Below are 15,066 nucleotides of genomic sequence, written 5' to 3'. Positions count from 1 at the left end.
AGCGGCGGACGAGATCGCGGGAAAAGCACGACCTCCGTCGCCGCCCGGGGTCCCGGACAGGCGGGGTGAAGGGGGATGATTTCGGGGCCGCCCCTGAGAGCGGCTCGAAGGGGGAAGTCGATGTGAGGCAATGATATGCGCGGCGGCGCGGTTCCCGCTATACACAGGCCGCGTGATTCTCCGCCAGTTCCCCGCCGCCATGACGACCGGCTCTTTTCGGAGAACTACCGGCGGTGCACGGGCGGTCGGCGAGGCGATACACGACAAGAGATACGGTAAACGCCGAGTCAAGTACGTTCGCATGCCCACGAGTTGGTCCAGGCGCCAAGCGACTCCCCCTGTTCCGCGGGCCATACCGGATGTCAGAGAAGAGACGAGCCGGGGCCGAGGTTCCGCGCCCGGCGCCCTCGGTCCCCCACCAACTCCGCGCGCGTCGTCGCCCGGGCCGCCCCCGCTCCCGGCCGGCCCCGCCGCTGAACACCGCGGTCGACGGCATGCCCCCGTAGATACGTTTCAAGGCCCCGCGGCGCCCAGGGAAACGCCGCCGGGCCCGCCTGGCGCGTTCGCCCAGACCTCCCCTCTTCCCCCGCTCCACCGCAAGGCCGTCCGATTTCCGGCCCCTCGCTCTGCCTCCCGCTCTCCCCTCTCTCTCCTCCGCTCCCCGGCATTCTCCGGTTGCCGGCAGGAAGAGCGGAACGGCCAGTTCCAGCGCGGTGCCGCGCGGTTACGGCCGCCCGCTGCGGCCCGGCCGCCAAGCGACCGATCTTGACCTGGCGGCGACGCAATAGCGCCGAGGAAGATCCCGTGCCGCACGTCCGGCCCGCACCAGGCACCGTATTGAGCCGCCCGCCGCTCGTCCGCGCTTCAACCGTCCATGCGCCGACCGCAATTCGCCCGGCCCGCCGCCCGGGATCGGTCATCGATCATCCGGAAACGAATCCGGCGGAATAGCGTCCGCCCCCTCCGGCGCCCCGGAGAATCATTTCCCGCCGTACGAGGGCGTCCAGCGAGCTGGATCGCCCGCCTCCGCCCCCGGCCCGCCGGGCCCGCCCCGCCGGCGGCCGTGCGCCCCCGGTCCTCCATGCGCCTCCCGCCGCCCAACTGATGGCGCGTCAGCCGATTCCGGGGTGGCACCGGACGGCGCGCGACCGTCCATGAAGCCCCCTGCGCCTTGTGACCAGCGGGGCCGGGCTGCGGTACTCGTACAGCCCGCCGGGTCCTCCGGAGGGCACGTCGAGAGCCGTTGTGTCGAGAGGAACCAGCCTCATGGCCGTACGAGGAAGTCACCGACGCCCCGCATCGCCCAGCCGGGTTTCCCCGCTGTGCGCGGCCCTCACCGCCGGCGGTGTCGGCATCGTCCTGCCGCTCCTCGGCACCGGCCCCGCCCATGCGGCCTCGGTCGGCACCTGGGACCGGGTCGCCAAGTGCGAGAGCGGGGGCAACTGGCACATCAACTCCGGCAACGGCTACTACGGCGGGCTGCAGTTCTCGCAGCACACCTGGGCGGCGTTCGGCGGCACCGCTTTCGCCCCGCGGGCCGATCTGGCGTCCAAGGCCCAGCAGATCACCGTGGCGGAGGTGGTCCTGCGCAAACAGGGCCCGGGCGCGTGGCCGGTCTGCTCCGTCCGCGGCCGGCTGAGCCGGTCCGGCCCACCCGCCGAGGTGGCGAGCCGCAGCACCGAACACCGCGCCAAGCACCCGGCCAAGCCCGCCAAGAAGTCGGCCAAGTCCGCCGCGAAGTCCCGGGCCCGGCAGCACACCGCCCGGCGCGCGGCGTCCGGCACCTACGCGGTCGTCCACGGCGACACACTGTCCCGCATCGCCACGCGTGCCTCGGTCAACGGTGGCTGGAAGGCGCTGTACCACGCCAACCGCGGGACCATCGGCGCCAATCCCCATCTGATCCACCCGGGGCAGCGGCTCGCCCTGCCCTCGGGCGCCCGGCACCCGCGCAAGGCGACGCCCCGCCACCGCGCCTCGGCCATCTCGAGCCACACGGTGGTCCGCAAGGCGGCCGCCCGCCCGCATAAGGCCCCGGTCAGCGGGACGGTCAGCGCGGCCTACGGCCTCCGCGGCGCGCGGTGGGCGAGCGGCCATCACACCGGCGTGGACTTCGCGGTCCCCATCGGCACCTCCGTGCGCGCGGCCGCCCCGGGCACCGTGGTGGCGGCGGGGTGGGGCGGCGCCTTCGGCTACCAGGTGATCATCCGCCACGCCGACGGCCTCTACACCCACTACGCGCATCTGTCGGCGCTCACGGTCCGCACCGGGCAGTCCGTCGAGGCGGGTCGCCGGATCGCCCGGTCCGGCAACACCGGGAACGCCACCGGACCGCATCTCCACTTCGAGGTCCGCACCGGCCCGCACTACGGGTCCGACATCGACCCGCTCGCCTATCTGCGCGCCAACGGCGTCGGCGTCTGATGGCTCACACCGGAGGCACGGCGCCCCTCAAGGAGGTGTCCGGCGGATCTTGACGCCTGCGGCAGGCCGCTCCGCTCCGCCCCTGGCAACGGGAAGGGGCTGGGAGAGGAATGACCCGCCGGACACCCCATAGGTCCATCTCCAGGGGGTGGGGGAAGGGGAGGCCGCCCGAGGCACGGCTCGGGCGGCCTCCCGCCATCCGCGCGAGGGTCGGTCAGTACCAGATCGCGGCGGGCAACCCGGTGTCCGCCGTCTGAGGCGGATCGGGCAGGCTCCGGGCGGCCCCGAGCGCGATCCGCCGCGCGCTCCAGGCCGCCACCGCAGCGTCCAGGACGTCATCGGACGGCACCCGGCCGGCCGGTCCGAGGTCGTCGGGCAGGACGATACCCCGGTCCTCCAGCAGCCGGCGGCGCACGGCCTGGCCACTCCAGCTCTTCTTGCTCCAGGCCACGGGCCGCCCCTCGTTGACGGCGGCGAAGGAGACCTCGGGATGGACCTCGTACAGCCGGTGGTCGCCCCCGTCCCGGCAGGCGTTGGCCTCGCGCAGCTTCGCGGCCAGCCCCCACGTCTGACGGCTCAGCCCCTGACCGGTCAGTCGGCGGCAGCGCAGATTGGCGTCGTCGTAGTCGTCCGCCTCCCAGACCCCGCGCGGCGGCACGGAGAAGACCCGGGAGCGGTGCGGGGCCACCATCGCGACGGCCAGGGCCTCCGCCTCGCGCCATCCGGCCGTCAGCAGCCCCAGCGGCATGTCGACCGCCACCACGGCGGCGTCCGGAAGCCGGCCGAGCAGCTCGCTCAGCCCGCCGGCGGTATCCGCCCCGGCGAAGCGGCCCTCCTGGCACAGGGTCACGGCCACCCAGCCGGTGCGGCAGGCGTCCACCCCCACGACGGGTGATCCGGCGCATCCGGGTGCGGGCGGGGTGTGAAAAGCATCGCGGCGGGAACCCATGCGCCGTATCCGACCATGCCGATGGGCCGGTGCGGGGCAGAACGGCGCGAAAGGACGGGCGATGGGCGTACGTACATGGATTCAGGAATGGCCTGTCTACCGCCAGCTGACCGGAAGCGACCCGCTCGGCCGCGGCGCCGCCGCCACCTCGGCCGCCACCCGTGAGCAGCGCCCCCGCACCGTCACGGCCGACAAGGTGGTCAAGTCGGTGTGCCCCTACTGCGCGGTGGGGTGCGCCCAGAACGTCTATGTGAAGGACGGCCGGGTGGTACAGATCGAGGGCGACCCCGACTCACCGGTCAGCCGCGGCCGGCTGTGCCCCAAGGGCTCGGCGTCCCTCCAGCTCACCACCGGCGAGTCCCGGCGTCACGAGGTGCTCTACCGCCGCCCGTACGGCACCGAATGGCAGCGGCTGGACCTGGACACCGCGATGCACATGGTCGCCGAACGGGTGGTCCGCACCCGCCGCGAGGGCTGGCAGTGGGAGCAGGACGGGGTCAGCGTCAACCGCACCCTGGGGATCGCCAGCCTCGGCGGCGCCACGTTGGACAACGAAGAGAACTACCTCATCAAGAAGTTGTGGACGGGGCTCGGGGTGATCCAGGTGGAGAACCAGGCCCGGGTCTGCCACTCCTCGACCGTCGCCGGACTCGGCACCTCCTTCGGCCGCGGCGGCGCCACCACCTTTCTGCAGGATCTGCAGAACTCGGACTGCATCGTGATCGAGGGCTCCAACTTCGCCGAGGCCCACCCCGTGGGCTTCCAGTGGGTGATGGAGGCCAAGGCGCGCGGCGCGAAGGTCATCCATGTCGATCCGCGCTTCAGCCGCACCAGCGCGCTGGCCGATCTGTACGTGCCGATCCGGGCCGGCACCGACATCGCCTTCCTGGGCGGCATCATCAACCATGTGCTCACCGGCGGCCATGACTTCCGCACTTACGTCCTGGAGTACACCAACGCCTCGACCATCGTCGGCGAGGAGTTCGAGGACACCGAGGATCTGGCGGGGATCTTCTCCGGCCTCGACCCGGAGACCGGCCACTACGACATCTCCACCTGGAGCTACGAGGGCGCCCAGGTCCAGGCGCCGCAGGGGGCGCCCGACGAGCTGTACGAGGAGCGCACCAGCCGTGGCGCGTCCCTCGCGACCGCCGCCCTGTCCGAGTCCCATGGCTCCGGCGGCGCGCCTGTCCATCCGGACGTCCCCACCGACCGCACCCTGAAGCATCCGCGCTGCGTCTATCAGATCCTCAAGCGCCACTTCTCCCGCTACACACCCGAGATGGTCGAGGAGACCTGCGGGATTCCCCAGGACACCTTCCTGGAGGTGTGCCGCGCGCTGGTGGAGAACTCGGGCCCGGACCGCACCTCGGAGTTCGTGTACGCCGTCGGCTGGACCCAGCACACCGTGGGCGCCCAGTACATCCGCACCGCGAGCATCCTTCAGCTGCTGCTCGGCAACATCGGCCGCCCCGGCGGCGGCATCCAGGCGCTGCGCGGCCACGCCAGCATCCAGGGCTCCAGCGACATCCCGACCCTGTTCAACGTGCTCCCCGGCTACATCCCGATGCCGCACGCCCACGCGCATGAGGACCTGGACACGTTCGTCGAGGCCGTCAAGACCGACAAGGGGTTCTGGGGCGAGATGCGCTCCTATGTCGTCAGCCTGCTCAAGGCGTACTACGGCGACGCCGCGCACGCCGACAACGACTACTGCTTCGATCACCTCCCCCGGCTCACCGGCTCCCACAGCACCTACCACACCGTGATGGAAATGCTGAACGGAGTCTGCAAGGGCTTCTTCCTGATGGGTGAGAACCCCGCTGTGGGCTCGGCCAACACCAAGATGCAGCGGCTGGGGATGGCCAACCTGGACTGGCTGGTGGTCCGCGACTTCTCCCTCATCGAGTCCGCCACCTGGTGGAAGGACGGACCGGAGATCGAGACCGGCGAGCTGCGCACCGAGGACATCGCCACCGAGGTGTTCTTCTTCCCCGCCGCCGCCCACACCGAGAAGTCCGGCTCCTTCACCAACACCAACCGGATGCTGCAGTGGCATTTCGCCGCCAAGGAGCCGGACGGCGAGGCGCGCAGCGATCTGTGGTTCATGTACCACCTGGGGCGGCTGGTCAAGGAGCGGCTGAAGGACTCCACCGACCCCATGGACCAGGCCGTCCACGACCTGGCCTGGTCCTATCCCACCGAGGGCCCGCTCGCCGAGCCCAGCGCCGAGGCGGTCCTGGCCGAGATCAACGGCCGTGACGCGCGGGGCGCGCCGCTCAGCGCGTACACCCAGCTCAAGGACGACGGCTCCACCTCCTGCGGCTGCTGGATCTACTGCGGGGTGTACGCCGACGGCGTCAACCAGGCCGCCCGCCGCAGACCGCATACCGAGCAGGACTGGATCGCCGCCGAATGGGCCTGGGCCTGGCCCGCCAACCGCCGCATCCTCTACAACCGCGCCTCGGCCGATCCCGCCGGCCGGCCGTGGAGCGAGCGCAAGGCGCTGGTGTGGTGGGACGCCGACCAGGAGCGGTGGACCGGCCATGACATCCCGGACTTCATCCCCGACCGGGCGCCCTCCTACCGCCCGCCCGAGGACGCCCGGGGCCCGGACGCGCTCAGCGGAGTGGATCCGTTCATCATGCAGGCCGACGGCAAGGGATGGCTGTACGCCCCGGCCGGGCTGGTGGACGGGCCGATGCCGACGCACTACGAGCCGCAGGACTCGCCGGTGCGCAATCCCCTCTACCCGGAGCAGCAGCGCAACCCGGTCCGGGAGGTGATCTCCGATGAGCACAACGCCTTCCATCCCAGCGGGGACGAGCCGGGCAGCGAGGTGTTCCCGTACCTGATCACCACCTACCGGCTCACCGAGCACTTCACGGCGGGCGGGATGAGCCGCTGGACGCCGTATCTGGCCGAGCTGCAGCCGGAGTTCTTCTGCGAGGTCTCTCCCGAGCTTGCCGCCGAGCGGCATCTGGAGCACACCGGCTGGGCGACGCTGGTCAGCGCGCGCGGGGTGATCGAGGCCCGGGTGATGGTCACCGAGCGGATGTCCCCGATCAGGGCCGGGGGCCGCACGGTGCATCAGATCGGGCTGCCGTACCACTGGGGCCCCAATGGCTACACGCGCGGGGACGCCGCCAATGAGCTGTCCGCGATCGCCCTCGACCCGAATGTCCACATCCAGGAGGTGAAGGCGCTGAGCGCCGACATCCGTCCCGGCCGCCGCCCCCGCGGCCCGGAGCTGACGGCCCTGCTCGAAGACTATCGGCGGCGCGCCGGGATCACGGCGCGTACCGGAACGGAGGTGCGGGGATGACCGACACCTCCCGGCACTCGTCACTGATCGGCCGCAATCTGCTGGCCGGAGCCGAACCGGACGTGGCCGGGGACGCCGGACACGACGGGCATCCGCCCCGGGTCGGCTTCTTCACCGACACCTCGGTGTGCATCGGCTGCAAGGCGTGCGAGGTGGCGTGCAAGGAGTGGAACGCCATCCCGGAGGACGGGCTGGACTTCACCGGTATGTCCTTCGACAACACCCAGGGCCTTGGCGCCTCCAGCTGGCGCCATGTGGCCTTCATCGAGCAGAGCAAGCCGCTGGGCCGGGCCGAGGCGGCGGTCGACCACAGCGATGTCGATGTGCTGGCCCTCGCGGCGCGGGGCTCCGGGACCCCGGTCGGGGAGGCGGCGATCACCCCCACCTCCCCGGCGCCGTCCCCGTCCGCCGACGGGCAGACCGGGCTGCGGTGGCTGATGGCGTCGGACGTGTGCAAGCACTGCACCCACGCGGCGTGCCTGGACGTCTGTCCGACCGGTGCGCTGTTCCGCACCGAGTTCGGGACCGTGGTGGTCCAGGACGACATCTGCAACGGCTGCGGCTACTGCGTGGCCGCGTGCCCGTACGGGGTCATCGATGTGCGGCCCGAGGACGGCGGGGCCCATAAGTGCACCCTGTGCTACGACCGGCTGGGCGCCGGCCAGGAACCCGCGTGCGCCAAGGCGTGCCCCACCGACTCCATCCAGTTCGGCCCCCTGGACGAGCTGCGCGAGCGCGCCGCCGCCCGGGTCGAGGAGCTGCGCCGGGTGGGGGTGGAGGATGCCCGGCTGTACGGACACGACCCGCAGGACGGTGTCGGCGGCGACGGCGCCTTCTTCCTGCTGCTGGACGAGCCGGAGGTGTACGGGCTGCCACCGGACCCGGTCGTCACCACCCGGGATCTGCCCTCGATGTGGCGGCACGCGGGCGCCGCGGCACTGACCCTGCTCGGCGGCGTGGCCGCGGTGTTCGCGGCCCACGGCGGCATGAGCGGGCGCCGTACCGGAAGGAGGGGCCGATGAGCGAGTCGGACGTCACCCGTGACGGCATCCGCGGCGCCCGGCCGGACCGTGACGCGCTGGTCGGCAAGGGGATGGGGAACGGCGAGCGGCCCCGCCGCAAGGGCGGAAAGGGCCGCAAGGGCGATCAGTCGATGGTCCCCCGGGCGGAGTTCACCTCCTACTACGGGCGGCCGGTACTCAACCCGCCCACCTGGAGCGCCCGGGACGTCGCGGGCTACCTCTTCCTCGGCGGGCTCGCGGGCGCCGGCTCGGTGCTCGCGGCGGGTGCCGACCTGACCGGCCGTCCGGTCATGGCCCGCGCGCTCAAGGTGTCCTCGGTGACCGCCCTGGCCGGCTCCACCGCCGCGCTGATCCACGACCTCGGGCGCCCCGAGCGGTTCGCCCATATGCTGCGGGTCTTCAAGCCCACCTCGCCGATGAGCGTCGGCTCATGGCTGCTGATGGTCTACGGCCCGGTGGCCGGTGCGGCCGCCGCCTCGGACGTGGCCGGGCGGCTGCCGCGCGCCGGCCGGGCGGCCACGGTGGGGGCGGGGCTGCTGGGTCCGGCGGTGGCCTCGTACACGGCGGTGCTGGCCGCCAACACGGCCATCCCCGCATGGCACGACGGCTACCGCGAACTGCCGTTCGTCTTCGTCGGCTCGGCCGCCACGGCGGCGAGCGGCATGGCCCTGCTCGTCTCGCCGGTCACCGAGAACGCCCCGGCGCGCGGGGTCGCGCTCCTCGGCGCCGCGTTGGAGACCGCCGCCGTCAAGGCCATGGAGCGGCGGCTCGGCGTGGTCGCCGAAACCTACCGCGAGGGCCGGGCGGGCCGGCTGATGCGCGCCGCCGAGGCACTTTCGGCAGCGGGCGCCCTCGGCGGGGCCCTCCTCGGCCGTCGCAGCCGCACCGCCGCGGCCCTCAGCGGCGCGGCCCTGCTGGCGGCCTCCGTCTGCACCCGCTTCGGGGTGTTCCACGCCGGGATCCGGTCGGCGGAGGACCCGAAGTACACGGTCCTGCCCCAGCGGGAACGACTCGACGCACGACAGGACCGGCCGCAGGACGGCTGACCCGCCGCGGCAGCGCCGTACGACCGCCCCCGCCGCGGCCGTACGGCGCTGCCCGAAAGGGCAGCCGCGCTGCCCTTCCCCGGCGGGCCCCGGCCTGGACGGCGCGGCACCCGCCCCACGACGCTGGCTGGAGGCGGACATCCGGTGTGGGACGGCAGTCCCCGGGGAGCGGCAGATGCACGCACATGAGCATGACCACGGACACGAGCACGACGAATCCCTCGCCTCGCCGAAGCGGACGGGCCCTGATCAGCAGGCGGAACTTCCGCATCTGCTGAGGGCCGCTGCCACGGGCCGTACGGAGGTGCTCGGCCCTTCCGGGATGAGCACCCTGCAGCGCACGGTCGGCAACTCGGCCGTCGGAGCGGCGATCCAGCGGGACGCCGAGCGGGGCGAGGAGGGCGAAGGGCGGTCGAGCGTCCATGACGTCGTCGCGTCCGGCGGCGGGGAGCCTCTGGACACCGACACCCGCGGCGACATGGAGGCCCGGCTCGGCGCCGACTTCGGGGACGTACGGGTGCACACCGGCTCCGCGGCACACGAGTCGGCGAAGGAGGTCGGCGCCCACGCCTACACGGTGGGGAACAACGTGGTCTTCCAGCGGGACGCCTACGACCCGTCCTCGCACCAGGGCAGCACCACGCTCGCCCATGAGCTGACCCATGTCATCCAGCAGCGCAGCGGCCCGGTCGACGGTACGGAGGCCCCGGGCGGGATCCGGGTGAGCGATCCGTCCGACCGCTTCGAGCAGGAGGCGTCGGCCAACGCCGAGCGGGTGATGGCGGAGCCGTCGCCCGCCCCGGCTCCCGCGCCCGCCCCGGCGGCGGCCGCGCCCTCCACCGCCGCGCCGCCGGTGCAGCGCCAGGAGGCGGACGAGGACGAGGAGCCGGCGGACGTCCAGGGGTCGTTCGTCCAGCGGGCCGTCGAGAGCGGGGCCGAGGACGAGGAGGAGGCCCCGCCCGAGGGATAGACCGCCCGACGGATAGACCGCCTGGGGGATATACCGCCTGGGGGATAGACCGCCTGGGGGATAGACCGCCTGGGGGGGGTGGGCCCACCTGCGGGATGGGCCCACCCTGCGACCGGCCTGTCAGCCGTTGGCCTTCGTCGCCGAGATCTTGCCGCCCAGGAACAGCGACTCCGAGCACTGGGACGGCGCCGGAGCCTTCACCGGCCGGCCCACCTCACGGCAGCTCACCGAGATCGTGACCTTGCCCTTGGCCGCCACCTGGATGGGGGTCACGAAGTGGTAGTCGGAGTCACGGAAGTTCTCCAGCGCCAGATTGAGCAGTTGTCCATCGTCACTGGAGATGACCAGCGTCCCGGCGTCGCCCTGCGGATTCTGCACCACGATGTCGGTGAGCTGGAAGCTCTTCCCGTCGGGGACCGTGTACGCGGTCCGCTCGGCGGCCCCGCCACCCACCGCGTCGCGCACCTGCACCCGTGCGCTGGTCGGGGCCGCGGGCCCGCCCGGCTCCCCGGGCTCGGCATTCGAACCGTCGGACGGCGCACGGGACTTGCCGCCGCCGGGGCCGGTCAAGCCGCCGTCCTGGCCGCCGTCCTGACCACCGCCGCCCGACGCCCCCTGTCGGCCGCCCTGCTGCCCGTCCTGAGCTCCGCCGTCCTCCTTGTCCCCTTGTTTCACGGCGGATTCGACCGCCTGCGGAGTGATCGCCTCCCGGGCGGCCGACCGTACGGTGGGGCGCAGCAGCGAGTACCAGAGGCCCACCAGGAGCGCGGCCACCAGGACGGCGGCGGCGAGCGCCCGGGGCAGCCAGCGGGGCAGGATGGCCTGCTGCTCATAGGAGCCGTCCAGGACCAGCGGCTCGTACGGGTCCTGGCCCTCCCCCGTCCGTGGTGTCACCACCGCCTGGAACGGGTGGGTGATCGGGGTGCCGCGCCACAGCCGCTGGGTGGGACGCACCCTGAGCGTGGCGAACTTGGCCTCGCCCGGTGGAACGGTCAGCTCGGCGGGCTCGAACGCCATTTTTGCCCGCTCGGTGGCGCCGCGCGCGCTGAGCGCCACCGGAAGCGGCGTGTTGCCGCGGTTGTCCACCGCCACCTTGTGACGGCCGCGCCAGGCGCTGTTGGAGCCGCGGGGCACCAGCTCCGAGGTGACCTCGGTGAAGGGCCGCACCGTCACACCGCGTTCGAGGACGGTGGTCTCGCTGTGTTCGCTGGTCGGCACCACCCGCAGCCCGAGCGGCATCTCCCCGGGAGCCGTCCGAGGGCTGCGGGGCGGACGCAGCTTCACGGTGGCCGCACCCGTCGCGCCCGGGTAGAGCGACAGGGTCTCCGGTTCTACGGTGGTCCAGTCGGCACAGGGCCCGACCACCTCGAATCGGCACTCCTCCACGGTGGTCCCCGAGTTGAGCACTTGTACGGGGAGTTCGGCCTCACCGCCGGGCTCGACCACGACGGAGGACTCGTCCAGGCTCGCCGAAACACTCATGCCGCGCACCGTATTCTCCGGTTCATGGCGTCGGCAGCGGCCGCGCAGTCACACTTTCGGGCAATTGCGGTGCCCGGTGAGCCACGCCCAATTCCCTTGGAGAACTAGGGGGATTACTGTGGTTGGCCGTTAAAGGGAGGTGAGTGTGAATGAAATGTGTAGATGACATGGACACACCACGCTCGGCATGCTCGGCCATGGCCCTCCCTCAGTCGCCCGAGGGGAGAGAGCGACGTGAATCAAACGACGGGAGAACGCGTTACGGTGGCGCTGCGCGCCCAAGACCCGGTGTCGCGGGCCGGAGTGGCCAGCCAACTGCGCACCCGGCCCGAGGTCAAGGTCATCGACTGGGACGAACCGGACTCACCGCAGGTCGTGGTCGTCGTCCTGGACGTTCTCGATGACGGCGCTCTACGCGTGTTGCGCCAGATTCAACGGACCAGCGCCGCGCGGGGGGTGCTGGTCACCACCCAGATCGATGAACAGCAACTGGTCAACGCCGCGGAGTGCGGCTTCGTCGGAGTCGTCCGCCGCGCGGAGGCGACGCCGGAGCGGTTAGTGCAGGTGATCGCCGCGGTGGCGAAGGGCGAGGGCCGGGTTCCCCCGGATCTGCTGGGCAGCCTGCTCGAGCAGGTGGGCCGGCTCCAGGGCCAGGTGCTGGCACCGAACGGGCTCAACTTCACCGGTCTGGCCACCCGCGAGATCGAGGTGCTGCGGCTGGTCGCCGAGGGCTATGACACGGCGGATATCGCTATCAAGCTCTCCTACTCCGAACGCACCATCAAAAACGTTCTGCACGCCGTGATGACGCGGCTGAATCTCCGTAACCGCTCCCATGCCGTGGCATACGCGCTCCGGCAGGGATTGATCTGAGCGTTGCCTCAAGGGGCAGCCGGCCCTTCCCTAAGGGCTGGCTGACCCCTCGGTGCGCCACTCCCCGGTGAAACGCGATCGTGGAGCCCGGCGCGCCGATCTCGAGTGGGGTGTTCTGTGCGTTCTGTGCGCGGGTTCCAGCACTTTCGACCGCTTGCCGGGGTACATGGTGACGCGCGGGCTCGCGCGTTGCGCGTCGGCACGCTGACCGCCGTTCTGCTCTTGGTGATCAGTGTCGTACCGGGCGCGGCCGCGGGCAAGCGCGCGGCCGCGGAGCGTCCGGCGGTCACCCCGGCCGTGGTGGACGAGCCGCTCGACCCGGGTGACGCGCTGACCGTGGACAAGAAGGTGCGCACGCCGGTGGTCCCACCCCGGCCGGATGTGGTGCTGCTGGTCGACGGCACGGGCAGCATGCAGCCCACCATCGACAACGTCCAGGCCAACCTGGAGCAGATCACCAGCGAGGTGCGTGAGCAGCAGCCCGACTCCCGCTTCGCCGTCGCCACCTACGGGGATCAACAGGTCGACGGCGACCGGGTGTTCACCGTGCTGCAGGGGCTGACGGACGACCTGGACGACGTACGCGAGGGCGTCGACCAGCTCACCGACGACCGCGGCTCGTACAGCCCCGGGCCCGCCGAGGACTGGATCAACGGTCTGTGGCAGATCGCCAACGGGGCGAGCGGTACCTTCCGGGAGGGCGCGAGCCCCGTCGTCGTTCTCGTCGGCGACGCCTCCAGCCATGACCCCAGCAGGGGGCATTCGCTCACCGATGGCATCAACGCGCTGAAGGACGCGGGCGTTCGCGTCCTGGCCGTGGATGTGGCGACCGAGCTCGGCGACGGCCTGAACGGCAACGGCGACAACGGCAACGGCCCGGGCCAGAATCAGGAGCCGACGCACGATCCCGATCAGGCGACCAAGGTCGTCCAGGCCACGGGCGGCAGGCTCTTCCAGGACATCGAGGCCGACGAGGTGGCCGACACGGTGGCGGAGGGGCTGACCAATCTGCCCACCACCGTCAGCTATCAGACCTTCGGCTGCGATCCCGCCCTCTCGGTCACCCTGGATCCGGCCACCCGGCAGGTGACCAGCGGTGAGGTGGCCACGTTCACCGAAACCATCACGGTGGCGGACGACGCGCCGCAGGGGGTCACGGTGCACTGCGGCGTTCAGTTCCTGCTCGACGGCAAACCACCGACCGGGCAGATGCCCGACGATGTGGTACCCGCCCGGGAGTTCCGTGGTCAGCGGGGGAATGGGAGCAGCCAGGGCCTCCCGGGTACCCCGCATGTGGGCGACACCGGCGGAAGCGGCGACCCCGGCCCCGACGGCGGTGGCGGATCCGTCGCGGGGGCCATCGGCGGCGCGGTGGGCGGCACCGACGGCGGCGGGAACGGCGGACTCATCGGCGGCGCTGCCGGTGGTGTATCGAGCGGATCCGACGGCTGCGGCGGCGGTTCGATCGCCGGCCTGGCGGTGGGCGGTGTCGGAGGCTCGGACAGCGGAGGCAACGGCGGCGTGATCGCCGGGGTGCTGGGCGGACTCATCGGAGGCTCCGGCGGCGACTGCGGCGGCGGGGCGAACGGCGGTTCCGGAGCCGGGGGCAACGGTTCGGACGGCGGTTCCGTGGCCGGGGTCATCGGCGGTGTGATCGGCGGAGCCGACGACGGCCAGAACGCCGGTGCGATCGGCGGGTTGCTCGGCGGAGCCACCAGCGGAAACGGCGGGAACGGCGGCGAGATCGGCGGCCAGCAGAACGGCGGCCAGAACGGGGGCGGACAGCAGAACGGCGGGGACCAGAACGGCGGACAGCAGAACGGAGGCCAAAACGGCGGGGACCAGAACGGCGGCCAAAACGGCGGCGACCAGAACGGCGGACAGAACGGCGGCGACCAGAACGGCGGACAGAACGGCGGGGACCAGAACGGCGGACAGCAAAACGGAGGCCAGAACGGCGGCGATCAAAACGGCGGACAGCAAAACGGAGGCCAGAACGGCGGCCCCGGCGGCGGTGACGACCCCACCCCCGAGGACTACCAGCAGCACATCAGCATCACCATCAACGATGTGACCGCCCCCGTCGTCACCGTGGACGACCGCACCATCGAGGCCACCGACGACAACGGCACCGAGGTCGACTTCACCGCCACCGCCCAGGACGCGGTCGACGGCGATCTGCCCGTCAGCTGCGATCCGGCCCCCGGCTCGCGCTTCCCCGTCGGCAGGACGCGGGTCAGCTGCACCGCCACCGACTCATCCGGCAACACCGGCACCGACACGGCGACCTTCACCGTGCTCCCGGCCCCCGTGCCGGACGAGGCGGATCTCGCCGTCACCACCACCGTCGGCCCCACGCCCACCTACACCGGGCTGCGGACCGGGGCACGCGTCACCCTCACCAACGCCGGTCCCAAGGCGGCCAAAGACGTCGTGGTCACCACTGCCTGGCCCCGTACCGCGGACGCGGACGACCGCGACCTCTCCACGCTGTCGCGCTGCACCCGGGCCACCCCGTGCACCATCGCGCCGGGCGGACGGATCACGGTGACCCAGACGGCCGTCTACCGCACCGCGATCCGCGGTGACCTGAAGGTCTCCGTCAGCGGTTCGCCGCGCGACCCCCGGCGCGCCGACAACACGGACAAAGCCCGCGTCCAGGTGCTGCAGCCCAAGCTGACCGTCACTCCCAAGGTCGCCCGTCCCGGCGATGTGGCGGTGGCCCGCGGCAAGGACTTCCCGCCCGGCGCCACGGTCGTGCTCAGCTGGAATCCGGGCGTCACCGCGGCCCGGCCGACCGTACGAGTGGGACGCGACGGCACCTTCGAGGCCCAGGTGCTCGTGCTGCGCAAGGACCGGCTCGGCCCCCGCACGCTCCGCGCCGCGGTGACGGGGCTCGAGCGGCTGGAGAAGCCCGTGCTCGTCGTACGGCGCAATCTGCAGCCGCCCGACTTCGCCGGCCGGGGGTGAGAGAT

The 15,066-nt window shown here is 72.1% G+C and carries 9 protein-coding genes; 7 read left to right on the top strand and 2 right to left on the bottom strand.

The window, feature by feature from the left end:
- Positions 1 to 1,266: 1,266 nt before the first annotated feature.
- Positions 1,267 to 2,424 (top strand): transglycosylase family protein, encoded by a 1,158-nt coding sequence (locus ACFYOY_RS30440; protein WP_351893357.1) that lies wholly within the window; start codon positions 1,267 to 1,269, stop codon positions 2,422 to 2,424.
- 214 nt (positions 2,425 to 2,638) lie between these two features.
- Here ACFYOY_RS30440 and ACFYOY_RS30435 read toward each other — a convergent pair whose 3' ends face one another.
- Positions 2,639 to 3,373 (bottom strand): DUF429 domain-containing protein, encoded by a 735-nt coding sequence (locus tag ACFYOY_RS30435; protein ID WP_351893360.1) that lies wholly within the window; start codon positions 3,371 to 3,373, stop codon positions 2,639 to 2,641.
- Between the two features lie 61 nt (positions 3,374 to 3,434).
- Here ACFYOY_RS30435 and fdh point away from each other — a divergent pair, with 61 nt between their 5' ends.
- The 4 genes from fdh to ACFYOY_RS30415 all read left to right on the top strand — a co-directional run bounded on the left by fdh (position 3,435) and on the right by ACFYOY_RS30415 (position 9,736).
- The gene (fdh, locus tag ACFYOY_RS30430; protein ID WP_388590717.1) at positions 3,435 to 6,698 is read left to right on the top strand and encodes a formate dehydrogenase; all 3,264 of its coding nucleotides are present in this window, start codon (positions 3,435 to 3,437) and stop codon (positions 6,696 to 6,698) included.
- A complete protein-coding gene (locus ACFYOY_RS30425; protein ID WP_388590715.1) occupies positions 6,695 to 7,720 on the top strand; it encodes a 4Fe-4S dicluster domain-containing protein in 1,026 nt (341 codons plus the stop codon). Before fdh ends, ACFYOY_RS30425 begins: the two co-directional genes overlap by 4 nt.
- Complete coding sequence (gene nrfD, locus ACFYOY_RS30420) at positions 7,717 to 8,766, top strand: NrfD/PsrC family molybdoenzyme membrane anchor subunit (RefSeq protein WP_388590713.1); 1,050 nt, start codon at positions 7,717 to 7,719, stop codon at positions 8,764 to 8,766. Before ACFYOY_RS30425 ends, nrfD begins: the two co-directional genes overlap by 4 nt.
- 175 nt (positions 8,767 to 8,941) lie before the next feature.
- Positions 8,942 to 9,736, top strand: a complete 795-nt coding sequence (locus ACFYOY_RS30415; RefSeq protein WP_351893375.1) for a DUF4157 domain-containing protein — start codon at positions 8,942 to 8,944, stop codon at positions 9,734 to 9,736.
- Positions 9,737 to 9,856: 120 nt separating this feature from the next.
- On the opposite strand, the gene ACFYOY_RS30410 is transcribed toward ACFYOY_RS30415, so the two are convergent.
- Positions 9,857 to 11,218, bottom strand: coding sequence for a hypothetical protein (locus ACFYOY_RS30410; protein WP_388590711.1), 1,362 nt, complete (start codon positions 11,216 to 11,218; stop codon positions 9,857 to 9,859).
- A 234-nt stretch (positions 11,219 to 11,452) separates the two neighbouring features.
- Here ACFYOY_RS30410 and ACFYOY_RS30405 point away from each other — a divergent pair, with 234 nt between their 5' ends.
- Together ACFYOY_RS30405 and ACFYOY_RS30400 are read left to right on the top strand one after the other, a co-directional pair.
- The gene (locus tag ACFYOY_RS30405) at positions 11,453 to 12,091 is read left to right on the top strand and encodes a response regulator transcription factor (protein WP_351893381.1); all 639 of its coding nucleotides are present in this window, start codon (positions 11,453 to 11,455) and stop codon (positions 12,089 to 12,091) included.
- Between the two features lie 189 nt (positions 12,092 to 12,280).
- Entirely contained in the window at positions 12,281 to 15,061 is a 2,781-nt protein-coding gene (locus tag ACFYOY_RS30400) for a VWA domain-containing protein (protein ID WP_388590709.1), read from the top strand.
- The last annotated feature ends 5 nt before the right edge of the window (positions 15,062 to 15,066 follow it).

Source organism: Streptomyces sp. NPDC007875 (assembly GCF_042868035.1).
GTDB classification, from domain to species: Bacteria; Actinomycetota; Actinomycetes; order Streptomycetales; family Streptomycetaceae; genus Streptomyces; species Streptomyces antimycoticus.
Note: the sequence above shows the minus strand (reverse complement) of the source record. Positions and strands in the feature narration are given on the sequence as shown.

Coding starts and splice junctions, on each gene's coding strand:
- ACFYOY_RS30415 (WP_351893375.1), top strand. CDS start 8,942: ATGCACGCACATGAGCATGACCACGGACACGAGCACGACGAATCCCTC.
- fdh (WP_388590717.1), top strand. CDS start 3,435: ATGGGCGTACGTACATGGATTCAGGAATGGCCTGTCTACCGCCAGCTG.
- ACFYOY_RS30435 (WP_351893360.1), bottom strand. CDS start 3,373: ATGGGTTCCCGCCGCGATGCTTTTCACACCCCGCCCGCACCCGGATGC.
- ACFYOY_RS30440 (WP_351893357.1), top strand. CDS start 1,267: ATGGCCGTACGAGGAAGTCACCGACGCCCCGCATCGCCCAGCCGGGTT.
- nrfD (WP_388590713.1), top strand. CDS start 7,717: ATGAGCGAGTCGGACGTCACCCGTGACGGCATCCGCGGCGCCCGGCCG.
- ACFYOY_RS30410 (WP_388590711.1), bottom strand. CDS start 11,218: ATGAGTGTTTCGGCGAGCCTGGACGAGTCCTCCGTCGTGGTCGAGCCC.
- ACFYOY_RS30425 (WP_388590715.1), top strand. CDS start 6,695: ATGACCGACACCTCCCGGCACTCGTCACTGATCGGCCGCAATCTGCTG.